Origin of the sequence: Oryzobacter faecalis, from assembly GCF_046764005.1 — a bacterium.
Lineage (GTDB): Bacteria > Actinomycetota > Actinomycetes > Actinomycetales > Dermatophilaceae > Oryzobacter > Oryzobacter faecalis.
This window is the reverse complement of sequence record NZ_JBKOFW010000015.1, coordinates 1-23,726: the sequence shown is the minus strand read 5'-3', so window position 1 is coordinate 23,726 and position 23,726 is coordinate 1. Positions and strand designations below refer to the sequence as shown.

The window sequence follows — 23,726 nt, the reverse complement described above, 5'->3', positions numbered from 1 at the left end:
TGCTGGGCATTCCGACTCGCCACGATCGCTCGTGACCTACGGCTGCGGGACAGTGCCGGACTTCGACCGGCTTCCCCCTGCAGAGGCGTTGGGTGTGGCCGCCCTCTCGGGCGACGCGCAGACTCTACCCCTCCCGGAACCCGGTGGGGAGACCGCGTCCACCGTGGGTAGGATCACCCCCACAGGCGTTCGAGCCGTCATCAGCGGCGAGCCTCCGGAAGAACGGGACCCGCGACAGCCACGCGACGTCCTCACTAGACCCGGACGTCGGGGTCACGTCACGACCTTCGGCCAGAGCGGCTCCCACCCCGGTGGGGGCAAGCGAGGTGGTACCGCGGTGGACCGCCGCGGCGTCCGGTCCGGGCGCCCGGTGGGGCGTCGTCCTCGTGCACGACACGAGTGGACGACGACCGTAGGAGCCCTTCCCGATGACGTACCCCAAGGTCAGCACGACGGGTGACCACACCGGCGCCGCGTTCGGCGTGCCCGCGAGCCCGCGCTTCCCGCAGGTCGAGGAGGCCGTCCTCGCGCACTGGGCGAAGGACGACACCTTCCGCGCCTCGGTCGAGAACCGTTCTCCGGGGGAGCGCGGGGAGAACGAGTTCGTGTTCTACGACGGGCCGCCGTTCGCGAACGGGCTGCCGCACTACGGCCACCTCCTCACCGGCTACGTCAAGGACGTCGTGCCGCGCTACCAGACGATGCGCGGCCGCCGGGTGGAGCGCCGCTTCGGCTGGGACACCCACGGCCTGCCCGCCGAGCTCGAGGCGATGCGCCTCAACGGCATCAAGACCACCGACGAGATCCTCGAGCTGGGCATCGAGAAGTTCAACGCCGCCTGCCGCGACTCGGTGATGAAGTACACCGGCGAGTGGGAGGACTACGTCACCCGCCAGGCCCGCTGGGTCGACTTCGAGAACGACTACCGGACGATGAACCCCGACTACATGGAGTCGGTCATCTGGGCGTTCAAGAGCCTGTACGACAAGGGGTACGTCTACGAGGGCTTCCGTGTCCTCCCGTACTGCTGGAACGACGAGACGCCGCTGTCGAACCACGAGCTGCGGATGGACGACGAGGTCTACCAGAGCCGTCAGGACCCCGCCGTCACCGTCGGCTACGAGCTGACCACCACCGGGGACGACCCGGTGCTCGACGGCGCCCACGTCCTCGTCTGGACGACGACGCCGTGGACCCTGCCGTCGAACCTCGCGGCCATGGTCGGCTCCGACATCGACTACGTCGTCGTCGAGGCGCCCGTGCCCGGCACCGAGGGCACCGCGCGCTACCTCCTCGCCGAGGCGCGGCTCCCGGCGTACGCGCGCGAGCTGGCCTCCGCCGAGGGCGAGTTCACCGTCCTCGGCCGCTACAAGGGCGCTGACCTGGTGGGTCGCACGTACGAGCCGCCGTTCTCCTACTACGCCGGCCACGCGAACGCCTTCCGCATCGTCGCCGCCGACGACGCCGTGACGACCACCGACGGCACGGGCGTCGTCCACACCGCGGGCGCCTTCGGTGAGGTGGACAAGGAGGTCACCGACCGCGAGGGCATCGAGGCCGTCATGCCGGTGAGCCGGAGCGGACGGTTCACCGTTCCGGTCATCGACTACGAGGACGTCCAGGTCTTCGACGCGAACGCGCTCATCATCGACCACCTGCGCAACGCCACCCGCCGCGAGGGGCCGACCGGCTCGGTCACCGCGGGGACGATCCTGCTGCGGCGCGAGACCTACGACCACAGCTACCCGCACTGCTGGCGCTGCCGCGAGCCCCTCATCTACAAGGGCGTCGAGTCGTGGTTCGTCGAGGTCACGGCGTTCAAGGACCGCATGGTCGAGCTCAACAGGGACATCACCTGGGTGCCGGACCACGTCAAGGACGGCCAGTTCGGCAAGTGGCTCGAGAACGCCCGAGACTGGTCGATCACGCGGAACCGGTTCTGGGGCAGCCCGGTTCCCGTCTGGAAGTCCGATGACCCGGCCTACCCGCGCATCGACGTCTACGGCTCGTTCGCCGAGCTCGAGCGCGACTTCGGTGACCTCCCGCGCGACCGCGAGGGCAACCCCGACCTCCACCGCCCGTTCGTCGACGAGCTGACCCGCCCGAACCCCGACGACCCCACGGGCCGCTCGACCATGCGCCGCGTCGAGGACGTCCTCGACGTCTGGTTCGACTCGGGCTCGATGTCGTACGCCCAGGTGCACTACCCGTTCGAGAACGCCGACTGGTTCGCCGGCACCGAGAGCGAGGACGCGCACTTCCCTGCCGACTTCATCGTCGAGTACATCGGCCAGACCCGCGGCTGGTTCTACACGCTGCACGTGCTGGCGACGGCGCTCTTCGACCGCCCGGCGTTCTCGTCCTGCATCAGCCACGGCATCGTCCTCGGCAACGACGGCCAGAAGATGAGCAAGTCGCTGCGCAACTACCCCGACGTCACCGAGGTCTTCGACCGCGACGGCGCCGACGCGATGCGCTGGTTCCTCATGGCGTCGCCGATCCTGCGCGGCGGCAACCTCGTCGTCACCGAGGAGTCGATCCGCGAGGGCGTCCGGCAGGTGCTCATCCCGCTGTGGAACAGCTGGTACTTCTTCAGCCTCTACGCGAACGCGATGGGCGACGGGGCGGGCTACGACGCCCGCTGGTCGACCGCGTCCACCGACCCGCTCGACCGCTACCTCCTCGCGAAGCTGCAGGTCATGGTCGACACGGTCACCGGCCAGCTCGACGCCTACGACGTGCCGGGTGCCTGCGAGTCGGTGCGCCAGCTCGTCGACGTCCTCACGAACTGGTACATCCGCCGGTCCCGGGAACGGTTCTGGGACACCGGATCCGGCGATGCGTCGGCCGCCCACGCCGCTTTCGACACGCTCTACACCGCGCTGGAGGTCATCACGCGCGTGGCGGCCCCGCTGCTGCCGCTCGTCACCGAGGAGATCTGGCGCGGCCTCACCGGCGGTCGCTCGGTCCACCTCGAGGACTGGCCCGACGCCTCCCTTCTCCCTGCCGACGACGCCCTCGTCGCCGCCATGGACCAGGTCCGGGCGGTGTGCTCCACCGGGTCCAGCCTGCGCAAGGCCGAGCGGCTGCGCGTGCGCCTCCCGCTGGCCGGGCTCACCGTCGTGACGCCCGACCCCGCGGGCCTCGAGCCGTTCGCGGGCATCATCGCCGACGAGCTCAACGTCAAGGCGGTCCGCGTCCTCGACGTGGCCGAAGCCCACGCCGCCGACTTCGGCATCAGCCGGCGGCTCGTCGTCAACGCCCGCGCCGCCGGTCCGCGCCTGGGCAGGGACGTCCAGATGGCGATCAGGGGCTCGAAGTCCGGCGACTGGTCGGTCGCCGACGACGGCACCGTCACGGCGGGCGGCCTCGCCCTCGTCGAGGGGGAGTACGCCCTCGAGACCGTGGTCGAGTCCGGCCGGGCGGGGTCGCACGCCACCGCGATGCTCCCCGGGGGCGGCTTCGTCGTCCTCGACACCGGCGTCACCCCCGAGCTCGAGCTCGAGGGCGCTGCGCGTGACCTCGTGCGGGCCGTGCAGCAGGCCCGGCGCGACGCCGGCCTCGACGTGTCCGACCGGATCTCCCTCGAGGTCGCCGGTGCCGAGTTCGTCTACCGCGCCGTGCTGAACCACCGCGACCTCGTCACCGGTGAGACCTTGGCCGAGCACCTCTCCGTGGGCCCCGACCTCGACGGTCTCGCCGCGGGCGACGACGGCGTCACCGAGGTCGTCGTGGGCGACCGGTACCCCGTCCGACTGCGCGTCGCCCGCCGCTGAGCCTCCACCTTCCCGCCGGGTCCCGGACAGGGCAAGGTGGTACCGGATTCAACGAGGTTGCGGGGATGCGCGCGCTGACCTGCGGGTCTAGGTTGCACAGTGCACGCCCACAGGCGCGCCACACACCAGGGTGACCCCACCGCAGGAGCAGCCGATGAAGTCCCTACCTGTCCACGCTCGACTCCCGATGACGGCCGCGCTGGCCGCAGCGGTGGTCCTCACGGGCGCCGGCCTGTCCGCCGCGACCCCGACGCCGACCCCGCAGAAGGTCCAGCTCGTCCACGTCAACGCACCGTCCCCCGCCGAGCGCTCGAAGGTCAACGCGCTCGGCCTCGACACGACGGAGCACGGCGACGCCACGGGGGTGGAGGTCGTCCTCCACTCCGCCGCCGACGCGAAGAAGCTCGAGGACGCGGGCTTCACCTGGACGGTCGAGGACGCCGACATGGCGGCCACGAACCGCAAGGCCCGCCAGGCCGACGCCGCCTACAGCAAGAGCGTCGCCGCCTCGGCCCTGCCCAGCGGGCGGACCTCCTACCGCACGCTCGACGAGATCAACGCCGAGCTCGACGCGCTGGCCGCCGCCCACCCGAGCCTGGTCAAGCCGATCACCCTCACGCACAAGAGCGTCGAGGGACGCAGCGTGCGGGGCATCGAGATCACGACGAACGCCGCCAACGTCGACGACGGCAAGCCGGTCATGCTGATGATGGGCGCCCACCACGCCCGCGAGTGGCCGTCGGTCGAGCACGCCATGGAGTGGGCCCACGAGCTGCTCGAGGGGTACGCCACCGACGCGCGGACCCGGAACATCGTCCAGAGGTCGCGGACGATCGTCGTGCCGGTCGTCAACGTCGACGGCTTCGTCATCAGCCGCTCCGCGGTGCCGATCGGCGACTTCTCGCTCTTCGACTACGAGATGAAGCGCAAGAACTGCACCGTCTCGGCCAACACTCCGGCGGCCTACCGTGCCGGCACGTGCAGCGCCAACCCGGCCGGCCGGCTGCGCGGCACCGACCCGAACCGCAACTACCCGGGGTTCTGGGGTGGCAACGGGGCCAGCACGAGCTGGAGCAGCGACACCTACCGCGGTGACGGCCCGGGCGACATCCCCGAGGTCGACAACATCAAGCGGCTCATCTCGAGTCGCCAGGTGACGGGTCTCATCACGAACCACACGTACAGCAACCTCGTCCTGCGCCCGCCGTCGCTGCTCTCGACCGGCTACGCCCCGGACGAGCCGCAGTACAAGGCGCTCGGCGCCCGGATGACGGCCGCGAACGAGTACGCCAACTGGGCCTCGTTCCAGCTGTACGACACCTCCGGCTCGACCGAGGACTGGAGCTACTGGCAGACCGGTGGCTACGGGTTCACCTTCGAGATCGGCACCGAGGGCTTCCACCCCGAGTACCAGAACGCGGTCGTCGCCGAGTACCTCGGCCTCGAGCCGGCGGCCGGTGCGGGCAAGGGTGGCAACCGCGAGGCCTACTTCCAGATGGCGGAGTCGGTCATCGACCCGGCGTTCCACTCGACGATCACCGGGACGGCCCCCGCGGGTCGCGTCCTCACGGTGAGCAAGTCGTTCCAGACGCTGACCTCGCCGGTCAACCAGCCCGACGGCTCGGTCGGTGAGCCCGTCCCGTACCAGAACGACCTCGCGAGCTCGCTGCGCACGACGGGCGGCAGGTTCACGTGGGCCGTCAACCCGTCGACCCGCCCGGTCGTGGCCGGTCGCTGGGGCCGTGACCCCGTGGCCCCCGCCCAGCCGACGCAGGCCCTGGCCAACCCGGCCGGCACCCCGGCGACGGGTGGCTCGGAGTACGCGACCTTCACCATCGGCGGGCTGCCGCAGTACGACAACTTCAAGGCCGAGGTCCACGTCGAGTGGCCCGACGCCGCGGTCGACTGGGACGTCTACGTCTACAACTCCGACGGCGAGCTCGTCGGCTCCGCGGCCAGCCTCGCCGACCCGGAGGTGGCGGTCCTCATCGAGCCCGTCCCGGGCGAGTACACCGTCGAGCTCAACAACTACGAGGGCGGCGAGACGAGCGACTGGACCGGTGAGGTCCGCTTCGGCGGCCCCAACCCGAAGGTCGAGACCGGCGTCAAGGAGGCGTGGACCCTCACCTGCTCGACGACGGGCGGTGACGTCGTGTCCCAGCGGATGGTCGTCGTCGACCGTGGCCAGCGCGTGGACGTCGGCAACGCCTGCAAGAAGGCCAAGGACTGAGGAGGAGCTCGGATGTGACGAGGTGGTGCCCGGGTCCCCGCGACCCGGGCACCACCTCGTCTCCCGGCCGGGCGGACGGCTGACCCCGTGCGCCCACCCGACGGGTCCTAGGCGGCCCGCTCCCCGGCGGGCCGGGTCGCGAGGCCGGCGCCCTGCCACGCGGCGAAGCCCCCGACGACGTCGGTCGCCCGGTGCACGCCGACGTCGCGCAGCGCCGCCGCGGCCAGGCTCGACGTGTAGCCCTCCTGGCACAGCACGATGACGCGCAGGTCGTCGTGGGCGACCGGCAGGGCCGAGTCGCTCGTCGCGTCGAACCGCCACTCGAGGACGTTGCGCTCGATGACGAGGGCGCCCGGCACCTCGCCGTGAGCCGCCCGCTGGGCGGCGGGGCGGATGTCGACGAGCACGGCGTCGCGGGTGTCCGAGGCGAGCTCGGCGGCCGCGGCCTCGGCGGAGAGGCGGTCGATCCGGGCCCGTGCCGCGGAGAGGATGAGGTCGATGCGGCTGGTGCTCACCAGTCCGCCCCCACCCGGCGCGCGTCGACGAGCTCGAGGACGCCGTCGCGGTCGGCGTAGTCGTTCATCCGCTCCAGCCGCGGCGCGTAGACGTGGAGCGAGACCGCCGGGTCCGGGCCCTCGTTGGTGACGCGGTGGACGTACTCGGCGCCGAACCCGTGCGAGGCCCCCCGCCGGTGGATGCGCCGCAGGCCGCGGACCAGCCCGTGGGCGGTGCCCTGCTCGACGAGGGCCCCCTGGAGGACGACGAACGCGCCGGCGCTGCCCCCGTGGTCGTGCCACGGGGTGCCCTGGCCGGGCAGCCAGGTGAGCAGCCACACCTCGTGGTCGCCGTCGGCGACGAGGCGCCGGTAGTACCGGGCCGAGGGGTCGAAGTCGACGTGGGGGCGCCACAGGTGGTCCTGCGTCGCGAGGCGGCGGGCGGTCGTCAGCGGGCTGGTCGACGGGTCGGCGGTGGTCGTGGGGACGGTGGGACGGGCGATGACGGTCATGGTGGTCCTTCGAGGTGAGCGGGCGCCGGGCGCGCGAGGGCGCTGCTCCGGCGGGAGCGGGCGGGAGGGTGGTGGTGGGTGCGCGGGCCGGGTGGTCAGGCCGCGACGAGCGAGCGACAGCGACAGCGCGGCGTCGGCAGGGCCGGGCGCTGCGGGCACATTCGCTGCGAGCTCATGCGACCACCGTAGACACATAACCTTTACTTGCGCAACCCATAACCTGATGTTGGTCACCCCCGCTCGGCAGGGTCCGGCGGACGTGGGTGGGGAGCGTCGCCCCACGGACGGCCCCCACCCACGTTCGCCGTGACGGGGCGGGCGGACGACAATGGGGCGGTGAGTCCCGCACCCGACGCCTCCCAACGCGAGGCCGCCCACCAGCTCGAGGTCACCCGCCGGCTGCGCGAGGTCGAGGAGGCCATCCTCTCCCGCGCGCCCGAGCACGACCTCGAGCCCTCCCTCGACCGGATCCGGGCCGTCATGGAGCTCCTCGGCGACCCGCAGCGCACCTTCCCCGTCGTCCACGTCACGGGGACCAACGGCAAGACGAGCACGGCGCGGATCGTCGAGTCCCTGCTGCGTGAGCTCGGCCTGAAGACCGGCCGGTTCACGAGCCCGCACCTGCACTCGATGCTCGAGAGGATCGCCGTCGCCGGCAGCCCGATCGAGGCCGAGCGCTTCCTCGCCGCGTACGACGACGTCATCCCCTTCGTCGAGATCGTCGACGCCCGCTCGATCCTCGAGGGCGGTCCGGCGATGACGTACTTCGAGGTCCTCGTCGCCGTCGCCTACGCCGCGTTCGCCGACCTCCCCGTCGACGTCGCGGTCGTCGAGGTGGGGATGGGCGGCTCCTGGGACGCGACCAACGTCGTCGACGCCCCTGTCTCGGTCGTGACGCCCATCGGCCTCGACCACCGCCACTTCCTCGGCGACACCGTCGAGGCCATCGCGGGCGAGAAGGCCGGCATCATCAAGGAGGACGCGATCACGGTCGTCGGCCTCCAGCCCGAGGTCGAGGCGTTCGAGGTGCTCCGCGAGCGCGCCGAGGAGGTGGGCGCCCGGATCGTCTTCGAGGGCAACGACTTCGGCGTCACCGAGCGCGACGTCGCCGTCGGTGGACAGCAGATCTCCCTCAAGGGCATCGCGTCCGAGTACCCCGACCTCTACCTCCCCCTGCACGGAACGCACCAGGCGCAGAACGCGGCGGTCGCGGTGGCTGCCGTCGAGGCGTTCGTCGGCGGTGGCGAGCAGGCCCTCGACGTCGAGGTCGTCCGCGCCGGGCTCGCCCGGGTCGAGTCCCCGGGCCGGCTCGAGATCGTCCGACGCAGCCCCACCGTCCTCGTCGACGCCGCGCACAACCCGGCCGGCGCGGTGGCCCTGCGCGACGCCCTCGCCGACTCGTTCACCTTCGCGCGGCTCGTCGGCGTCATCGCCGTCATGAAGGACAAGGACGCCGCCGAGATGCTCGAGATCCTCGAGCCGGCGCTCGACGAGGTCGTCGTCACCCGCACGACCTCCCCGCGCGCGATGTCGCCCCGACAGCTCGGCGAGATCGCGTCCGAGATCTTCGGCGAGCACCGCGTCTCCGTCGTCGACGACCTCCCGGACGCGCTCGACCGGGCCGCCGGGCTCGCCGACGAGGGCGGCGGCGTCAGCGGTGGCGTCCTCGCCACCGGCTCGGTTGTCACGGCGGCCGAGGTGCGGATGCTGCTCGGCACGACGACCGTCTGACCACCCGCCGGGGACGGCCGGCCGTCAGTCGTCGAGGTCCTCGCCGGCGAGGGCGCGGGCCGCGAACCGCTCCTCACCCGCCAGGCGCCACACCTCCAGGGCCGCCGACCCGTTGACGACGACGATGGCGGCGCCGAGGACGAGGTCGGGCCACCCCGACCGCGTCAGCACCGTGACCACGCCCATCGCGATGATCGCGAGGTTGACGAGGACGTCGGAGCGGGCCGAGAGGAAGGCCGCGGCGGACAGCGAGCCACCGTGCGAGCGCACGCGCGACAGGATGACCGCGCACGTGCCGTTGACGAGGGCCGCACCACCTGCGGTGAGCACGAGGGGCCAGACCGATGGTGGCGTCGGGTCGCCGAACCGCGACACGACCTGCCACGCGGCCGCGGCCGCGGGCACGAGGATGACGAGTGCCATGACGTGCCCGGCGAGCGCGCGCCGGCTCAGCGACCACCCGAGCGCGAGCGCGATGAGGAGGTTGATCGAGGTGTCCTCGAGGAAGTCGACGGAGTCGGCGAGCAGCGACACCGAGCCGATGACGACCGCCACGGCGGCCTCGACGAAGAAGTAGCCGAGGTTGAGGCCGGCGACGACGAGCACGGTCCGGCGCAGCAGCCGCGGGTCCACGGGGGCGGGAGCGTTCCGAGTCGTCACCCGCCCATCAGACCAGACGCTGGCGACCCCTACCCTTGGCGCATGTCGCCGCTCGTCAAGCTGCTGCTCATCGTGGTGCTCGTCATCGCCGTCTGGTACGTCGTGACGCGCCTCCGGTCCTCCCAGCAGGACGTCACCTTCACCCCGGTCGCGGACCTCCCGGCCGACGTGCGGGCGACCATCGACGCCGCCCTCTCGCGCGGGGAGGGCGTCGCCGCCATCAGGCACTACCGGGCGGCGACCGGCGCCGGCCTCGCGGCCGCCAAGGCGGCCGTGGAGACCCACCGCTGGAAGGGCGGCGCATGAGGCGCCTGCCGCTGTACGGGCGCCAGGGGAAGTTCACCTTCCGGCTCCTCGCGATCGCGCTGCTCGGGCAGTCGGTCATCCTGTCCTTCTTCGCGCTCGTCGCGCGGGGCAACGCCATCGCCTCCGGTGACCCGGAGGGTGGCACGCGGCTGCTCTGGGTGGGTCTCGGCCTCGCCGCGCTCGCCCTCGTCGCCTCCGGACTCATGCGCCGTCCGGTCGGGATCACGCTGGGATGGGTGGTCCAGGTGCTCACCTGGGTCAGCGCCACGGTCGTGACGATCATGCTCGGCGTCGCCCTCGTCTTCACGGCCCTGTGGGTGCTCCTCCTCGTCCAGGGGCTCAAGGTCGACACCCTCGTCGCGCAGCGGGAGGCGGCCGCCGAGGGCGGCTGAGGGCGTGGCTAGGCTGGTCCCCGTGACCACCGAACGCTCACTCGTCCTCGTCAAGCCCGACGGCTTCGCCCGCGGCCTCACCGGGGAGGTGCTGCGCCGGATCGAGGCGAAGGGCTACACGCTCGTCGCGCTCCAGGTGCTCACCCCCGACGTCGAGCGCCTCCACCGCCACTACGCCGAGCACGAGGGCAAGCCCTTCTTCGAGCCGCTCGTCGCGTTCATGTCCTCCGGCCCGGTCGCCGCCGTCGTCATCGAGGGCGAGCGCTGCATCGAGGGTTTCCGCGCCCTCGCCGGCGCCACCGACCCCACCGCCGCCGCGCCCGGCTCCATCCGTGGTGACCTCGGCCGCGACTGGGGCGAGAAGGTGCAGAAGAACATCGTCCACGGGTCCGACTCCCCGGACTCCGCCGCCCGCGAGATCGGCATCTGGTTCCCCGGGCTCTGACCGTCCCACGGCGCGACCTACCGCCTGGTAGGCGTCGTGATCACAGCACTGACCAGGCGGTAGGTCACGCCTCAGCCCCGGGGCGGGTGAGGTCGGCCGATCGGCCACGGTGTGGCACCGCCCCCGCGAGGTCGTGCCCACCTAGCCTGCTCGCATGAGCGGGTGGGACGTCGCGTGGCTGCGAGGCCGTGACCTCGCCATCGACCTCGGGACCGCCAACACCGTCATCTACGCGCGCGGGCGCGGGGTCGTCCTCGACGAGCCCTCCGTCGTGGCCGTCCAGACCGGCACGAGCCACCTCCTCGCCGCCGGCACGAGGGCCAAGGAGATGCTGGGCCGCACCCCCGAGTCGGTCTCGGCCGTCCGCCCGCTGCGCGACGGCGTCATCTCCGACGCCGACGTCACCGAGCGGATGATCCGCTGGTTCGTCGACCAGGTCGCGCCGTCACGGCTCGTCCGTCCGCGCGTCGTCGTCTGCGTCCCCGGTGACATCACCGGTGTCGAGCGCCGCGCCCTCGAGGACGCCACGCTGCGGTCGGGGGCCCGCCGCGTCTACGTCATCGAGGAGACGATGGCGGCCGCGATCGGGGCCGGGCTGCCCGTCGAGGAGACCCGGGCGTCCATGGTCGTCGACGTCGGGGGCGGCACGACCGACGTCGCCGTCATCAGCCTCGGCGGCGTCGTCACCTCACGCACCGTCCGCACCGGCGGTGACGAGATCGACGAGGCCATCGTCAGCCACCTCAAGTCCGAGTACTCCCTGCTGCTCGGCGAGCGCAGCGCCGAGGACCTCAAGGTCGCTGCCGGCTCGGCCTTCCCGCTCGCCGAGGAGCTGACCGGGCGCGTGCGGGGTCGCGACCTCGTCACGGGCCTGCCGAAGACGGTGTCGATCTCGTCGGCCGAGGTGCGCCGCGCCATCGAGACGCCCGTCGCCCAGATCGTCGAGCTGGTCCGCACCGTCCTCGACGTCTGCCCTCCCGAGCTCGCCGGCGACGTCGTCGACCGCGGCATCGCCCTCACCGGGGGCGGGGCGCTGCTCCGCGGGCTCGACGAGCGGCTCTCCCACGAGCTCGGGGTCCCCGTCCGCGCCGCCGACGAGCCGCTGCACGCCGTCGCCCGCGGTGCCGGCCGGTGCGTCGAGGAGTTCGGCGCCCTCGAGCGGGTGCTCGTCGACAACAGGCGGCCCTGACGTGCATGTCCGGCGCACGCCCACCCTGCGTGCGGCCCCGGGCGGTCGGAGGACGTCCGGTCGCCGCCGCCGGCTGCTCGCCACGGCGGTCCTGCTCACCGCCGTCGTCGCGCTCCTCGGCGCGGGCGGTGGCGTGGGGGCCGCCGACCTCCAGGCCGTCCGGTCGGCCGCCGCGAGCGTCCTCGGACCGCTCGAGCGCTGGCTCGGCCCGGACGGGGACGCCCTCACGGCCGAGCGAGCCGCCCGCGCGGAGGCCGAGGCGCGGCTGGCCGCCACGACCCGGGAGGCCGACGGGCGCGCCGAGCTCGCGGCCCTGCTCGCCGACCCGGCCCTGGCCGGCCAGCGGCTCGTCGCGGCCCGGGTGGTCGGCGTCGGGGCCGGCGGGCCGTCCGGTCCGGAGCGCGTGACGATCGACGTCGGGTCGCGAGACGGCGTGGAGGTCGACACCACCGTCGTCGCGCCCGACGGGCTCGTGGGACGGGTCGTCTCGGTCGCCCCCTGGACGGCCGACGTGCTCGTCATCGGTGGGCCCGACCTCTCCGTCGGGGTCCGGGTGGGGGAGCGCGGCGTCCTCGGCGAGGCGTCCGGCGCGGCGGCCGCCGGTGGTGTCCGTCCCGCGGCCGGCGTGCTGTCCCTCGCGCTCGTCGACCGAGGCGCGATGGCGCCCGGCGACGTCGTCACGACCCTCGGCAGCGTCGGTGGTCGCCCGTTCGTCGCGGGCGTGCGGGTCGGCACGGTCCGCACCGTCGACGCCCGGCCCGGTCGCCTCGCGCCCACCGGCACCCTCGCCCCGGCGGTCGACCCGACGACCCTCGACGTCGTGGCGGTCGTCCTCGCGCCGGCCCGGACCCTGCCGCGTCCCGTCGCGACCCCTGCCGGGACGGGCTCGTGACGCTGCTCGCGGTACCCGCCCGCGCCGTCGCGGTCCTCGCGGCCGTCCTCCTCGTCGTCACCCTCGGCGCCCGCGGCCTCTCGCCGGTCCCGGACCTCGCCCTCGTCCTCGTCGTCGCGTGGGCCCTCCTGCGCGGCCCCCTCGTCGGGGCCGCGGCCGGGCTGGCCACCGGGTGGCTCCTCGACCTCGTGCCACCCGGCGCCACCCACCTGGGCATCACGGCCCTCGCCTACGCGACCTCCGGGTACCTCGCCGGGCGCGCCCGGGTCGAGGGACCGGTGGCCGCCCCTCGCGTCGCCGTCGTGGCGCTCGCGGCGGCGGCGCTCGTCGAGGGGGTCGACGTCCTCGGGGCGCTGATGGTGGGGGCGCCCGTGGCACTCGCCGACGTCGCCCTGCGCTGCCTCCTCACCGCGACCGTCGCCGCCGTCGTCGTCCCGCTCGTCGTCGCGGCCGAGCGCGGGCTCGTCCGGCGGGCCCACGGATGACGTCGCGCGGCGTGCGCGCCGGCCGCGGGCGCCGCGACCGCGGGGCCGTTCCCCTCCACGGCCGATTCCTCGCCGTCGTCCTCCTCGTCGTGCTGTGCTTCGGCACCCTCGTCGGGCGCCTCGGCCAGGTGCAGCTCGTCGGGCACACCGACTTCGTCGCCGTGACGGCGCCCGACACCCGCACCATCAGCACCCCGGCCCTCCGCGGCCGCATCCTCGACCGGGAGGGACGAGCGCTCGCCGACAACCGCACGAGCACCGTCGTCACCCTCGAGCGCCGGGTCGTCGCGACCCGCGAGGACCGCGGCGAGGCCGTCGTCCGGGAGGTCGCGGGCGTCCTCGGCCTCGACCCCGAGCCGCTCCTCGCGCGCACCTGGCTGTGCGGTGAGCAGGGTGCGCCGCCGGCCCCGGCATGCTGGGCCGGATCGGCACAGGTGCCGATCCCGCTCGCGGAGGACGTCGACGCCACCCGCGCGCTCACCCTCATCGAGCGCCCCGACCGCTTCCCCGGCGTCGCCGTGACCTCGGAGGCCGTCCGGGTCTACCCGAGACCGTTGGGCGCCAACGCGGCCCACGTCATCGGCTACCTCGGGCCGGCCCGGTCGGAGGAGGTCGGCGACGAGGCCGGCATCACCGCCGACACGCTCCTCGGGCGGGCCGGCCTCGAGCAGCAGTACGACGAGGCGCTGCGCGGCACCCCGGGGCGCACGGTCGTCGAGGTCGACCCGCGCGGGCTCGTCACGCAGGTCCTGTCGCGGACCGACCCGGTGCCCGGGCGCGACGTCGTCACCTCGCTCGACGCGCGGGTGCAGGTCGCGGCCGAGCGGGCCCTCGCCACCGAGATGGCCGCGGCCCGCAAGCGCGGGTGGCCCGCCGACACCGGCGCCGTCGTCGTCATGGAGCCGCGCAGCGGGGCGGTCACCGCCCTGGCGAGCGCACCCACCTACGACCCGAACGTCTGGACCGGCGGGATCTCGGCCGCGGACTACGCACGCCTCACCGACCCCCGCGCCGGGACGCCGCTGCTCTCGCGGGCGGTGGGCGTCGAGCTCGCGCCGGCCAGCACGATCAAGCCGGCGTCGATCGCGGCCACGGTCCGCGCGGGCAACCCGCTCGGCGGCCGCTACGACTGTCCGGCGGTCTACCGCGTCGGCAACCGCGCGTTCCACAACTACGAGACGAGGGCGCACGGCTCGATCAGCCTGCGCACGGCGCTGGCGATCTCCTGCGACACCGTCTTCTACGAGGCCGCCTACGACGCGTGGCGCGCGCAGGGGGGCGGGTCCGCGACAACCGACGCCCGCGACCCCTTCATCACCGTCACGACGGGCCTCGGGCTCGGCCGGCGCACCGGCATCGACCTGCCCGGTGAGGCCACCGGTCGCATCCCCGGTCGCGAGTGGAAGCGCGAGACCTGGGAGGCGACGCGCGAGCGCACCTGCGAGCGGGCCCGCACCGGCTACCCCGAGGTCGCCGACGCCGGGCACCGCGCCTACCTCCACGCCATCGCGAAGGAGAACTGCGTCGACGGGTTCCGGTTCCGCGCGGGCGACGCCGTGAACTTCTCGATCGGCCAGGGCGACGTCTCCGCCACCCCTCTCCAGATGGCCGTGATGTACGCGGCCCTCGCCAACGGCGGCACCGTCCTCACCCCGCGCGTCGCCCAGCGCCTCGTCGACCCCGTCGACGGCCGGTCGGAGGACGTCGCCGCCGGTCCCAGCCGCACGGCGCCGATCCCGGCCGGGGTCGGCCGCTACCTGCGCTCCGCCCTGCGCGAGGTCGCCGTGTCGGGCACCGTCGGCGGGAAGCTGGCCGCCCTCGACCCCGACTGGTCGGTGGCCGGCAAGACCGGCACCGCCGAGGTGCAGGGCCGGCGCGACACCTCGTGGTTCGTCTCGTACGCGCCGGCGTCCTCGCCGCGGTACGTCGTCGCCGCGGTCGTCACCCAGGGCGGCACCGGCGGGTCGACGGCGATGCCCGTCGCACGCTCCGTGCACGAGGTCCTCCGCACCCTGCGCTGACCCGGTCGGCGGGGTGACGGTGCGGCCCCGGGGCGGCGCGGCACGCCCGGGCCGTTCGGGTCATGGACGACCGGCGGCCGCGCTGTCACACTCACGGCAGGGAGGGTCGCGATGAACGGGTGGGCACCGAGGGCACTGGTGCTGTGGTGGTCGGTGCGGCGCGCCCTCCTCGCGCTCGCCGGCCTCGTCGTCGTCGGCGCCCTCGCCTGGCTCGTCCGCTCGCTCACCGGGTCGTGGCGGGGCACCGCGGGCCTGTGGGACCTCGTCGCCATCGCATCCTCGGCAGCCCCGGTCCTGCTCGGCATGGCCGTGGTGGTGGGGGTCGTCGAGGGCGTGGCGCTGCGGCGCGCAGGGCACGTCGTCGTCGCGGCGCTGCTCACCGGCGCGCTGGGGGCCGGCCTCGGTGCGGCCGCGACCGCGGGCTGGGAGTACGACGCGACGCTCGTTGCCCTGGGCGCCGCCGTCCTGGCGACGCTGTGCGGGGCCGTGTGCGCCCTTGGCACGCTGCGCGACTCGCGCCGGCTCCACGCTGCCCGCCTCGGGGCCGTCGTCTAGGGCGTCTCTGGGGGGTCTCCCCCAGAGACGCCCTCACGGTCCTCGATAGGGTGGCCCCATGGCTGACTTCGACGTCGTGGTGCTCGGTGCTGGTCCTGGTGGGTACGTCGCGGCGATCCGCGCGTCGCAGCTGGGGAAGAAGGTCGCCGTCGTCGAGAAGCAGTACTGGGGTGGCGTCTGCCTCAACGTCGGCTGCATCCCGAGCAAGGCGCTCATCAAGAACGCCGAGCTCGCCCACACCCTCCAGCACGACAAGGCCAAGTACGGCATCGAGGGCGACGCCACGATGACGTACGGCGTCACCCACGCCCGCTCGCGCCAGGTGTCGGCCGGCATCGTCAAGGGCGTCCACTTCCTCATGAAGAAGAACAAGATCGAGGAGGTCGACGGCTGGGGGACGCTGACGAGCCCCACCTCGATGGACGTCGCGCTCAACGACGGCTCGACCCGCCGGATCACCTTCGACCACCTCATCCTCGCCACGGGCGCGGTGACCCGGATGCTGCCCGGCGTCGAGGTGTCGAAGAACGTCGTCACCTACGAGGAGCAGATCCTCGACGAGAACCTGCCCGGCTCGATCATCATCGCCGGGTCGGGCGCCATCGGTGTCGAGTTCGCCTACGTCATGAAGAACTTCGGGGTCGACGTCACGATCGTGGAGTTCCTCGACCGGATGGTCCCCACCGAGGACGCCGACGTCTCCAAGGAGCTCCTCAAGCACTACAAGAAGCTCGGCGTGAAGGTCCTGCTCGGCACCAAGGTCGAAGGCGTCGAGGACACCGGTTCCGGTGTGCGCGTCACCGTCTCGCCCGCTTCGGGCGGCGACCAGCAGGTGCTCGAGGCCGACAAGCTGCTCTCCGCGATCGGGTTCGCGCCGCGCACCGAGGGCTTCGGCCTCGAGGCCACCGGGGTCGCGCTCACCGACCGCGGCGCCATCGCCATCGACGAGTACTGCCGCACGAACGTCCCCAACGTCTACGCGATCGGTGACTGCACGGCCAAGCTCATGCTCGCCCACGTCGCCGAGGCGCAGGGCGTCGTCGCGGCCGAGACCCTGGCCGGTGCCGAGACGATGCCGGTCGACTACGACTTCGTCCCGCGAGCCACCTACTGCCACCCGCAGATCGGGTCCTTCGGCTACTCCGAGGCTCAGGCGAAGGAGAAGGGCTACGACGTCAAGACGGCGAGCTTCCCGTTCAGTGCCAACGGCAAGGCCATGGGCCTCGGCGACGCGGTCGGCTTCGTCAAGGTGGTCGCGGACGCGACGCACAACGAGATCCTCGGCGCCCACATGATCGGCCCCGACGTCACCGAGCTGCTGCCCGTGCTCACGCTCGCCCAGAAGTGGGACCTCACCGCCGACGAGGTGTCGCGCAACGTCTTCGCGCACCCGACGCTGTCCGAGGCGGTCAAGGAAGCCGTCGAGGGCATCGCCGGTCACATGATCAACCTCTGAGCCCGGCGCGGACGACCCGCCGGCCGGCCGTTGACCGCCGGCCCGGCGGGCTGCTTGACTCCTCCCACCGGGGGGCGGGTCCTCGCCCCCTCGACGATCGGGGGATCAGATGCGGGTTCGGCACGTGGTGGGGATGGTGGCCGCGACGCTCGTGGCGCTGCCGTTGGGGATGACGGGGGCCGGGGCGGCGGGGCAGGGCGCTCCCGACGACCGGGCCGGCGCAGCGGCCGCCGTGTCGGTGTTGTCGGGGGTGCAGCGCGCCGACCTGGAGGCGATGGCGGCCGACGCCGGGGTGGGGCTCGACGAGGCCGTCGCACGGTTCGCCTGGCAGGACGCGTTCTCCGTCGCGGCGACGGCGGTGCAGGAGGCCTACCCGGACTCGTTCGCGACCTCGGAGATCACGAGCGAGGACCCGGCGGTCGGGACGATCCGGTTCACGGGCACGGTGCCGGCGGGGGCGCGAGCGCTCGTCGCCGCCCTGCCCCGGTCGGTCGAGGTGCGACTCGTCGGGGGTGAGTCCCTCAGCGCGGCGGACGTCGACCGTGCCGTCATCGCCGCCCACCGCGCGGTCCGCGCGACAGGTCGCGTGGGGGACGCCGTCTCCTCGTACGACCGGGCCGCGGGACTCGTGCGCGTGGCCGCGGCCCCCGCGCGCCTGCTGCCGCCGACCTCGCGGGCCGCCGAGGCGCGGGCCATCCGGGACGCCCTGCCCGCCTCCGCCGGACGCGTCGAGGTCGTCCTCGTCGACGAGGTGGCCGGCCGGGAGGAGGCCCGCAACGGCGGCGGGAGGCTCGAGGGCGACGGCTCGAGCGGCCTGGCGTGCACGTCGGGCTTCAACGTCGTCAACTCCGCGGGGACGACGGGGATCGCCACGGCAGGTCACTGCCCGAACGGGATGACCCACGAGAACATGAGCGGGGAGACCGAGGTCGACCTCACCTTCCGGTCCGGCCACGTCGGCCAGTGGGGCGACTTCCAGTGGCACACCTCGACCGACACCGAGCCCGACAACTTCTACTGGGACTCCGGCGATCTGCGGGACGTGTCGGCGCGCGCGAACCCGTCCGACGACCAGACGATCTGCCGCTACGGGCGCACCACGGCGCGCGAGTGCGACACGGTCGACGACCTCAGCACGTGCGTCACCGTCGACGGCGTCGAGGCCTGCCGGCTCGTGCGGATGAACTCGGACGAGGCCGAGGGCGGTGACAGCGGTGGGCCCTGGTACTCGGGCAACACCGCGTACGGCTTCCACAAGGGCCAGACGAGCTGCGGCTTCCTCTGGGCGTCGACGTGCGACGTGTGGTCTCGCGTCACCTACATCGACGACGCCCTCGGCGTGACGGTGCGCACCTCGTAGGCGGGCCGGTTCCGCTGCGGCACGCCCGAGCAGTGACGCCTGCCATCATCGGAGGATGGCCGTCGAGCTGCGGGAGATCACCGACGACAACCGTGATGCCGTGCTGGCGGTCCGGCTGGCGCCGGGCCAGGACCGGTTCGTCACCTCGGTCCTCGACTCGATCGACGAGGCGGAGGACAACCAGGAGGGCAAGCCCTGGTACCGCGCCGTCTACGTCGGCGACGAGCCGGTCGGCTTCGTCATGCTCAGCTGGGACCTGGACCCCTGCCCACCCGACATGAACGGTCCCTGGTTCCTCTGGAAGCTCATCGTCGACGAGCGGCACCAGCGGCGCGGCATCGGCCGGGAGGTCGTCGCGCGGGTCGTCGAGATCGTGCGCGCCGAGGGCGGCACCGAGCTCCTCACCAGCCACGTCGTGGGGGAGGGCGGACCCGCCGGGTTCTACGCGCGGCTGGGGTTCGTGCCGCGTGGCGACCTCGACCCCGACGGTGAGGTGATCCTCCGCCTGCCCCTGCAGGACGCGCTGCCGGACGCGGGATGACCGGTCTCGCCGCCCCGCCGTCGTCGGTGGGCGCGGCGAGACTGGGGCCATGGACCGAGCGAACGCACCCATCCAGGTCGTCATCGACGCCGCCGACCCCGGCGCCCTCGCGCAGTTCTGGGCCGCCGTCCTGGCCCCGCGCGGCTATGCCGTCCGGGCGCCGCCGGGCGACTTCCCCGACTGGCCGGCCTTCCTGCGCGCCCAGGGCGTGCCCGAGGAGCGGTTCAACGACGCGTCGGCGCTCGAGGCGCCGGGCCAGCCGCGGATCTTCTTCCAGCGGGTCCCCGAACCCAGGACGGGCAAGAACCGCGTCCACATCGACCTCCTCGGAGGAGGCGGGCCGTCCGTCGCGCTCGAGGAGCAGCGCCGCCGCGTGGCCGCCGAGGTCGCGCGCCTGGAGGCGCTCGGGGCCACCCGCGTCGACGAGCACACCGAGCTCGGCACCCACTGGGTCACGATGCGCGACCCCGAGGGCAACGAGTTCTGCGTGTGAGCCCGTCGACGCCGGGAGGTGGTCAGCCCGGGTTGGCCGCGAGGAAGCCGTCGATCTGGTTGATCGAGCTGCGTGCGCCCTCCTCCATCCCCATGTCCAGCACGGTCTGCAGCGCCTCGGCCGAGGCGTAGGTGCTCGTGAAGACGGCCTTGGTGCCACCGCCCTCGGTCGCGAACGTGTAGACGTTCTCCGAGACCGGGAGGGTGTCGTTGGGGGAGAGGTCCTCGTTGGCGAACCCGTCCTTGAACGTGAACCGCGACGTCGGCTCCACGCCGGTGATGTCCCAGTACCCCGCGAACTTCTCGCCCTCGGGGGAGGTCATGTAGTAGGTGGTGCGGCTGCCGGCACGCAGCTCGTGGTCGACGAACGTCGCCGGGTACTCCGGCGGGCCCCACACCTGCTCGAGCTGGCGCGGGTCCTCGTAGAGCGCCCAGACCCGCTCGACCGGAGCGGCGAACTCGGCCGTGATGGTCAGCGTGCGGGCGTCGACGTCCTTGGTGATGTCGGTGACGGGCATGTCAGTCCTCCTGGGTGAGTAGTGCGTCGATTCGGCCGATCCGCCCCCGCCAGACGTCCTCGAGCTCGTCGAGCATCGAGGCGACGGACCGGATGGCCTCCACGTCGCCGCTGGCCAGCTGCTCACGCCCGTTGCGGCGCTTGGTCAGCAGGCCGGCCCTCTCGAGGACGGCGACGTGTTTCTGGACGGCGGCGAAGCTCATGTCGTAGCTCGCCGCCAGGGCCGTGACCGAGTGCTCCCCGGCGAGGACGCGGCGCAGGATGTCGCGGCGCGTCCGGTCGGAGAGCGCGTGGAACAGGGCGTCCGCCCGGTCCTCGCTCGTCTCGTTCACGGACCTAACGTACAACCATATGGTTGTACGTTGTCAAGTGGGCACGACGAAGGAACCTGCGACTCGGGGGAGGAGCGGCCCGGCAGGCCAGGGGTGGGTGGGGCTCAGCCCATCCCGGTCTCGACGTTGAGGATGTTGCCGTCGGGGTCGTTGAACCACGCACTCCTGTACTGGCCGTCGTCGCCCATCGTCGCGACGCCGTCGTCCCACTCCAGGCCGGGGGCGTCGAAGGTCGAGAAGGTGATGCCCTTCTCGCGCAGTGCGGCAACCTCGGCGTCGAAGGCGTCGCCGGGGACCTGGATCGACATCGCGGTCGCCTGGTTCGTCCCGGCGAACGCGGAGCGGTAGACGAAGAACGCGCCCGACCCCGCGCCGTAGAGGATGCCCTCCTCGTTCTCCATCTTCGGGCTGAAGCCCAAGGTGCCCTCGTAGTACTCGCGAGCCGTCGCGAGGTCCTTGACCGCCAGGGTCGGCATGGCGTCGTGGTCGCCGAGCATCGTTCCTCCACGGCGGACCGCGCGACCGTCGCCCGGTCGGCCTCCTCGGAGGGTATGGACGCCCGAATCCCGAGGTCAATGGACCGAAGTGACTAGGGCGCGACAGGTCGTGACCGGGGTGTCGCGTCGGCCGAGGTGCTGTCGCCCAGTACGGTCGGGACGACCGAGAGGGGTTGGACCGATGGGGCGTCGTCCCGTGCCGCACGTCCTCGCCGCCGTGGCGGGGCTGCTCGTCCTCGCCGCGTGCACCGCGACGCCGCCGAACGTCGCGACCTACGAGTCGGACGGCAGCGGGGAGGACGCGCTGATGTCCGGGACGCTCCGGGTCGACGACGCGTGTGTGACCCTCGTCGGTGAGGACGGCACCGTCACCGTGCCGGTCTTCCCCCGCGGTCAGGTCGCCCTCGACGGCACCGACCTCGAGCTCGCCGGGCACACGTGGGCCGACGGCGAGCGCATCGAGCTCGGCGGCGGCGAAGGGGCGTCGGCCGAGCGCTTCACCGTCCCGGAGGGGTGCCCGGACGGCCCGTTCTGGGTCGTCGCACCGCGCTGAGGACGCAGCGCCACACCGCTGCCCGTCCCCACGATCCCGCCTGGTGCCGGGGGGTCGAGGATCGCGCCACGACCTTCCGGGTGCCGTGCTCGACGTTTCCGTGCGATGCCTCGGCGGCTCGACCGTCGTGATCCATCTCGCACCGTCGCCGGTGGGGACCGCGGTGGCAGCCCCTCGACATCCGCTCGCTGACCTGCGACGACACCGTGTCGACGCCTGTCAAACCGGCCCGGCGACGACCTCGTCGACCGATTTGGGCCGGTGCGCCACGCGCTGGCAGCGTCGAGTCGATGACCACGACGACCCTGCCGCGGCCGCTGCCACCGCGCGCGCCCGGCGACCCGTCATCCGCACGCCGCCCAGCCCTCCCGGCGCTGACCGGTCTGCGCGCGGTCGCCGCCGTCTGGGTCGTCCTCTTCCACTACCGCGACGACCTGCTCGCGCTCCAGCCGGCGCTGGCCCCCCTCGACACGTTCATGCGCGGCGGCTACCTCGGGGTCGACCTGTTCTTCGCCCTCAGCGGCTTCATCCTCGCCTACACCTACGCCGACGCGATGGCGGCGTTCTCGTGGCGCGGCAGCCGCGACTTCGTGCGCAACCGGTTCGCGCGGGTGTGGCCGGTGCACGTCGTGACCCTGCACGTCGACCTCGCCCTCGCCGCGCTCGTCGGCACCCTCGGCGTCACCGAGGGTGGCCACCGACGCACGGCAGACGCCTACGTCGCCAACCTCGGCATGGTCCACCACTGGGTCAGCGACCGACCCAGCTTCAACGCGCCCGCGTGGTCGATCAGCGCCGAGTGGTTCGCCTACCTCCTCGCCCCGCTCCTCTTCCTGCTCGTCGGGCGCGTGCGCCGCGCCGGGACGGCGCTGTTCCTCGCCGGGCTGTCCTACGGCGCGATGCTCCTCGTCTTCGCGACGATGGCGCTCCCGAACGGCAACCTCGAGGGCATGTTCTACGTCCGCATCCTCGGCGAGTTCGTCGGCGGGGTGATGCTCTGCCTCGCGTGGGTGCGTGGCCGCGCCCGCCTCGGGCGGTTGGCGCTCGTCCTGCCGCTGGCCCTGGTCGTCGTCGCGCTCGTCCCGGCCGTGGCGCACGGCCGCTACTGGATGGCGCCCGTCCTCGGCCTCGGCATCGCCGGGCTCGCCGCGTCGTCCGGGTGGCTCGTGCAGCTCCTCTCGCGGCCGGCTCTCGTCGCGGCCGGGGAGGCGTCGTTCGCGCTGTACATGGTCCACCTGCTCATCGAACCGGCCGTGCACGCCGGACGGGTGTGGGCGGAGGGGAACGCCCGGCTCTCGGCCCTCGTCGTCGTCGCGTTCGTCGCGGTGCTCGCCGTGCTGTCCTGGCTCGTCCTCACGACGGTCGAGCGTCCGGCTCGTCGGTGGCTGACGCGCCGGTCCCGGTCCCGGCGACCCGATGAGGACGGGTCCGCCCCTGTGCCCGGCGCCGCGGTCCAGCCGGTCGTGGGCGACCACCGGCTCGTCCGGGCCTGACGGGGCCGTCGATGCGCTGTACGGTCACGAGGTGGGCATCGCCGCGGACCTCGACTACGCGATCCCGGTGCGTGCCAACGTCCTCCAGCGGTCGGTGCGGGTCGTCGCCTCGAGCCGCCCGGGGGCGTGGGCCCTGGCCCGCACCCTGCCGGCGCTCGACCGGTTCGTGTCGCGGCTGACCCGAGGCCGCACCACCCTCAGCGAGGAGCTGTCGGCGCTCCCCGTGCTCGTCGTCACCACGACCGGTCGCCGCAGCGGGCTGCCGAGGCCGGCCCAGCTCATCGGCATCCCCGTCGGCGACACGCTCGCCCTCGTCGGGACGAACTTCGGCCAGGCGTCGACCCCGACGTGGGTCCTCAACCTCGAGGCCGACGCCCACGCCACCGTCACCCACCGAGGAAGGACGCTCGACGTCCTCGCGCGGCCGGCCACCCCCGCCGAGCGCGCGGACGTCCTCGCTCGTGCGCCCGAGGTCTACGTCGGCTACGCGAAGTACCGGACGCGGATCAGCGGACGCCGCGTCAGGGTGTTCGTCCTCGACCCGGTGGCTCGGCACGGTTGACCGTCGGGCGGTGGGAGAGCCGGTCAGAAGGGTGGTTCGTCGGGGAACCTGTCATTGCGGCCGCGAGGTCGTCTGCAGGGGCGGTGGGGGTCGAGGACGGTGATGGTGTCGGCGGGGCGGATGACGCTGACTCGGACCCCGCTCCCGTTCGTGGTGCCGCGGGTCCGGGCGGGCAGGGTGGTCAGGTCGGCGCCGAGGAGGTGCTCCAGCGCGTACTCGAGGTGGCTGAACCGGT

General features: G+C 73.2%; 25 protein-coding genes and 1 riboswitch. Of the genes, 18 read left to right on the top strand and 7 right to left on the bottom strand.

Going from position 1 to position 23,726, the window contains the following annotated elements; genetic code table 11:
* Nucleotides 1–4: 4 nt before the first annotated feature.
* Nucleotides 5–77: riboswitch (cobalamin riboswitch) on the bottom strand.
* 351 nt (nt 78–428) lie between these two features.
* Both ileS and ACK8HX_RS17245 read left to right on the top strand, forming a co-directional pair.
* A complete protein-coding gene (gene ileS, locus ACK8HX_RS17250) occupies nt 429–3,776 on the top strand; it encodes an isoleucine--tRNA ligase (RefSeq protein WP_411941954.1) in 3,348 nt (1,115 codons plus the stop codon).
* Between the two features lie 154 nt (nt 3,777–3,930).
* A complete protein-coding gene (locus ACK8HX_RS17245; RefSeq protein ID WP_411941953.1) occupies nt 3,931–6,006 on the top strand; it encodes a M14 family metallopeptidase in 2,076 nt (691 codons plus the stop codon).
* Nucleotides 6,007–6,113: 107 nt separating this feature from the next.
* Here ACK8HX_RS17245 and ACK8HX_RS17240 read toward each other — a convergent pair whose 3' ends face one another.
* Both ACK8HX_RS17240 and ACK8HX_RS17235 read right to left on the bottom strand, forming a co-directional pair.
* The gene (locus ACK8HX_RS17240) at nt 6,114–6,521 is read right to left on the bottom strand and encodes a rhodanese-like domain-containing protein (RefSeq protein WP_411941952.1); all 408 of its coding nucleotides are present in this window, start codon (nt 6,519–6,521) and stop codon (nt 6,114–6,116) included.
* Nucleotides 6,518–7,012, bottom strand: a complete 495-nt coding sequence (locus tag ACK8HX_RS17235) for a cysteine dioxygenase (protein WP_411941951.1) — start codon at nt 7,010–7,012, stop codon at nt 6,518–6,520. Before ACK8HX_RS17235 ends, ACK8HX_RS17240 begins: the two co-directional genes overlap by 4 nt.
* A 336-nt stretch (nt 7,013–7,348) precedes the next feature.
* Here ACK8HX_RS17235 and ACK8HX_RS17230 point away from each other — a divergent pair, with 336 nt between their 5' ends.
* Nucleotides 7,349–8,743 (top strand): bifunctional folylpolyglutamate synthase/dihydrofolate synthase, encoded by a 1,395-nt coding sequence (locus ACK8HX_RS17230; RefSeq protein ID WP_411941950.1) that lies wholly within the window; start codon nt 7,349–7,351, stop codon nt 8,741–8,743.
* Nucleotides 8,744–8,767: 24 nt separating this feature from the next.
* On the opposite strand, the gene ACK8HX_RS17225 is transcribed toward ACK8HX_RS17230, so the two are convergent.
* On the bottom strand, nt 8,768–9,403 hold the full coding sequence (locus ACK8HX_RS17225) for a cation transporter (RefSeq protein WP_411941949.1): 636 nt from the start codon (nt 9,401–9,403) through the stop codon (nt 8,768–8,770).
* 42 nt (nt 9,404–9,445) lie between these two features.
* Between ACK8HX_RS17225 and ACK8HX_RS17220 the strand changes: the two genes are divergently transcribed.
* The 12 genes from ACK8HX_RS17220 (at nt 9,446) to ACK8HX_RS17165 (ending at nt 19,538) form a co-directional block, all read left to right on the top strand.
* Nucleotides 9,446–9,709: a hypothetical protein gene (locus ACK8HX_RS17220; protein ID WP_411941948.1), complete on the top strand. Its 264-nt coding sequence runs from the start codon at nt 9,446–9,448 to the stop codon at nt 9,707–9,709.
* Nucleotides 9,706–10,101 carry a DUF4233 domain-containing protein gene (locus tag ACK8HX_RS17215; RefSeq protein ID WP_411941947.1) on the top strand — a complete coding sequence of 132 codons (396 nt, stop codon included), beginning with the start codon at nt 9,706–9,708 and terminating at the stop codon, nt 10,099–10,101. Before ACK8HX_RS17220 ends, ACK8HX_RS17215 begins: the two co-directional genes overlap by 4 nt.
* A 22-nt stretch (nt 10,102–10,123) precedes the next feature.
* Complete coding sequence (gene ndk / locus ACK8HX_RS17210) at nt 10,124–10,546, top strand: nucleoside-diphosphate kinase (RefSeq protein ID WP_411941946.1); 423 nt, start codon at nt 10,124–10,126, stop codon at nt 10,544–10,546.
* 154 nt (nt 10,547–10,700) lie between these two features.
* A complete protein-coding gene (gene mreB / locus ACK8HX_RS17205) occupies nt 10,701–11,735 on the top strand; it encodes a rod shape-determining protein (protein WP_411941945.1) in 1,035 nt (344 codons plus the stop codon).
* A 1-nt stretch (nt 11,736) separates the two neighbouring features.
* Complete coding sequence (mreC, locus tag ACK8HX_RS17200) at nt 11,737–12,627, top strand: rod shape-determining protein MreC (protein ID WP_411941944.1); 891 nt, start codon at nt 11,737–11,739, stop codon at nt 12,625–12,627.
* On the top strand, nt 12,624–13,112 hold the full coding sequence (gene mreD / locus ACK8HX_RS17195; RefSeq protein ID WP_411941943.1) for a rod shape-determining protein MreD: 489 nt from the start codon (nt 12,624–12,626) through the stop codon (nt 13,110–13,112). The genes mreC and mreD overlap by 4 nt, the downstream gene beginning before the upstream one ends.
* On the top strand, nt 13,109–15,133 hold the full coding sequence (gene mrdA / locus ACK8HX_RS17190) for a penicillin-binding protein 2 (RefSeq protein ID WP_411941942.1): 2,025 nt from the start codon (nt 13,109–13,111) through the stop codon (nt 15,131–15,133). The genes mreD and mrdA overlap by 4 nt, the downstream gene beginning before the upstream one ends.
* Nucleotides 15,134–15,244: 111 nt before the next feature.
* Nucleotides 15,245–15,688 carry a hypothetical protein gene (locus ACK8HX_RS17185; protein WP_411941941.1) on the top strand — a complete coding sequence of 148 codons (444 nt, stop codon included), beginning with the start codon at nt 15,245–15,247 and terminating at the stop codon, nt 15,686–15,688.
* Between the two features lie 58 nt (nt 15,689–15,746).
* A complete protein-coding gene (gene lpdA, locus ACK8HX_RS17180) occupies nt 15,747–17,144 on the top strand; it encodes a dihydrolipoyl dehydrogenase (RefSeq protein WP_411941940.1) in 1,398 nt (465 codons plus the stop codon).
* Nucleotides 17,145–17,253: 109 nt separating this feature from the next.
* Nucleotides 17,254–18,504: a S1 family peptidase gene (locus ACK8HX_RS17175; protein ID WP_411941939.1), complete on the top strand. Its 1,251-nt coding sequence runs from the start codon at nt 17,254–17,256 to the stop codon at nt 18,502–18,504.
* Between the two features lie 55 nt (nt 18,505–18,559).
* Entirely contained in the window at nt 18,560–19,045 is a 486-nt protein-coding gene (locus tag ACK8HX_RS17170; protein WP_411941938.1) for a GNAT family N-acetyltransferase, read from the top strand.
* A 49-nt stretch (nt 19,046–19,094) separates the two neighbouring features.
* Nucleotides 19,095–19,538 carry a VOC family protein gene (locus ACK8HX_RS17165; RefSeq protein WP_411941937.1) on the top strand — a complete coding sequence of 148 codons (444 nt, stop codon included), beginning with the start codon at nt 19,095–19,097 and terminating at the stop codon, nt 19,536–19,538.
* A 22-nt stretch (nt 19,539–19,560) separates the two neighbouring features.
* Here ACK8HX_RS17165 and ACK8HX_RS17160 read toward each other — a convergent pair whose 3' ends face one another.
* The 3 genes from ACK8HX_RS17160 to ACK8HX_RS17150 form a co-directional block, all read right to left on the bottom strand.
* Nucleotides 19,561–20,055: an SRPBCC family protein gene (locus ACK8HX_RS17160; RefSeq protein ID WP_411941936.1), complete on the bottom strand. Its 495-nt coding sequence runs from the start codon at nt 20,053–20,055 to the stop codon at nt 19,561–19,563.
* Nucleotide 20,056: 1 nt separating this feature from the next.
* On the bottom strand, nt 20,057–20,386 hold the full coding sequence (locus ACK8HX_RS17155; RefSeq protein WP_411941935.1) for an ArsR/SmtB family transcription factor: 330 nt from the start codon (nt 20,384–20,386) through the stop codon (nt 20,057–20,059).
* Between the two features lie 104 nt (nt 20,387–20,490).
* Entirely contained in the window at nt 20,491–20,883 is a 393-nt protein-coding gene (locus ACK8HX_RS17150; protein ID WP_411941934.1) for a VOC family protein, read from the bottom strand.
* Nucleotides 20,884–21,064: 181 nt separating this feature from the next.
* On the opposite strand from ACK8HX_RS17150, the gene ACK8HX_RS17145 reads away from it, so the two are divergent.
* The 3 genes from ACK8HX_RS17145 (at nt 21,065) to ACK8HX_RS17135 (ending at nt 23,491) form a co-directional block, all read left to right on the top strand.
* Nucleotides 21,065–21,436, top strand: coding sequence for a dihydrolipoamide dehydrogenase (locus ACK8HX_RS17145; protein ID WP_411941933.1), 372 nt, complete (start codon nt 21,065–21,067; stop codon nt 21,434–21,436).
* 290 nt (nt 21,437–21,726) lie between these two features.
* Entirely contained in the window at nt 21,727–22,929 is a 1,203-nt protein-coding gene (locus ACK8HX_RS17140; RefSeq protein WP_411941932.1) for an acyltransferase family protein, read from the top strand.
* Between the two features lie 31 nt (nt 22,930–22,960).
* A complete protein-coding gene (locus tag ACK8HX_RS17135; RefSeq protein ID WP_411941931.1) occupies nt 22,961–23,491 on the top strand; it encodes a nitroreductase family deazaflavin-dependent oxidoreductase in 531 nt (176 codons plus the stop codon).
* Nucleotides 23,492–23,514: 23 nt separating this feature from the next.
* Here ACK8HX_RS17135 and ACK8HX_RS17130 read toward each other — a convergent pair.
* A partial coding sequence (locus tag ACK8HX_RS17130; protein WP_411941930.1) for a hypothetical protein occupies nt 23,515–23,726 on the bottom strand: 212 nt, incomplete at its 5' end.

Bases quoted from the DNA above. Each gene is read 5' to 3' on its own strand.
- ileS (WP_411941954.1), top strand. From the start codon at position 429: ATGACGTACCCCAAGGTCAGCACGACGGGTGACCACACCGGCGCCGCG.
- ACK8HX_RS17245 (WP_411941953.1), top strand. From the start codon at position 3,931: ATGAAGTCCCTACCTGTCCACGCTCGACTCCCGATGACGGCCGCGCTG.
- ACK8HX_RS17235 (WP_411941951.1), bottom strand. From the start codon at position 7,012: ATGACCGTCATCGCCCGTCCCACCGTCCCCACGACCACCGCCGACCCG.
- ACK8HX_RS17220 (WP_411941948.1), top strand. From the start codon at position 9,446: ATGTCGCCGCTCGTCAAGCTGCTGCTCATCGTGGTGCTCGTCATCGCC.
- ACK8HX_RS17215 (WP_411941947.1), top strand. From the start codon at position 9,706: ATGAGGCGCCTGCCGCTGTACGGGCGCCAGGGGAAGTTCACCTTCCGG.
- mreB (WP_411941945.1), top strand. From the start codon at position 10,701: ATGAGCGGGTGGGACGTCGCGTGGCTGCGAGGCCGTGACCTCGCCATC.
- mrdA (WP_411941942.1), top strand. From the start codon at position 13,109: ATGACGTCGCGCGGCGTGCGCGCCGGCCGCGGGCGCCGCGACCGCGGG.
- ACK8HX_RS17185 (WP_411941941.1), top strand. From the start codon at position 15,245: ATGAACGGGTGGGCACCGAGGGCACTGGTGCTGTGGTGGTCGGTGCGG.
- lpdA (WP_411941940.1), top strand. From the start codon at position 15,747: ATGGCTGACTTCGACGTCGTGGTGCTCGGTGCTGGTCCTGGTGGGTAC.
- ACK8HX_RS17175 (WP_411941939.1), top strand. From the start codon at position 17,254: ATGCGGGTTCGGCACGTGGTGGGGATGGTGGCCGCGACGCTCGTGGCG.
- ACK8HX_RS17170 (WP_411941938.1), top strand. From the start codon at position 18,560: ATGGCCGTCGAGCTGCGGGAGATCACCGACGACAACCGTGATGCCGTG.
- ACK8HX_RS17165 (WP_411941937.1), top strand. From the start codon at position 19,095: ATGGACCGAGCGAACGCACCCATCCAGGTCGTCATCGACGCCGCCGAC.
- ACK8HX_RS17160 (WP_411941936.1), bottom strand. From the start codon at position 20,055: ATGCCCGTCACCGACATCACCAAGGACGTCGACGCCCGCACGCTGACC.
- ACK8HX_RS17150 (WP_411941934.1), bottom strand. From the start codon at position 20,883: ATGCTCGGCGACCACGACGCCATGCCGACCCTGGCGGTCAAGGACCTC.
- ACK8HX_RS17145 (WP_411941933.1), top strand. From the start codon at position 21,065: ATGGGGCGTCGTCCCGTGCCGCACGTCCTCGCCGCCGTGGCGGGGCTG.
- ACK8HX_RS17140 (WP_411941932.1), top strand. From the start codon at position 21,727: ATGACCACGACGACCCTGCCGCGGCCGCTGCCACCGCGCGCGCCCGGC.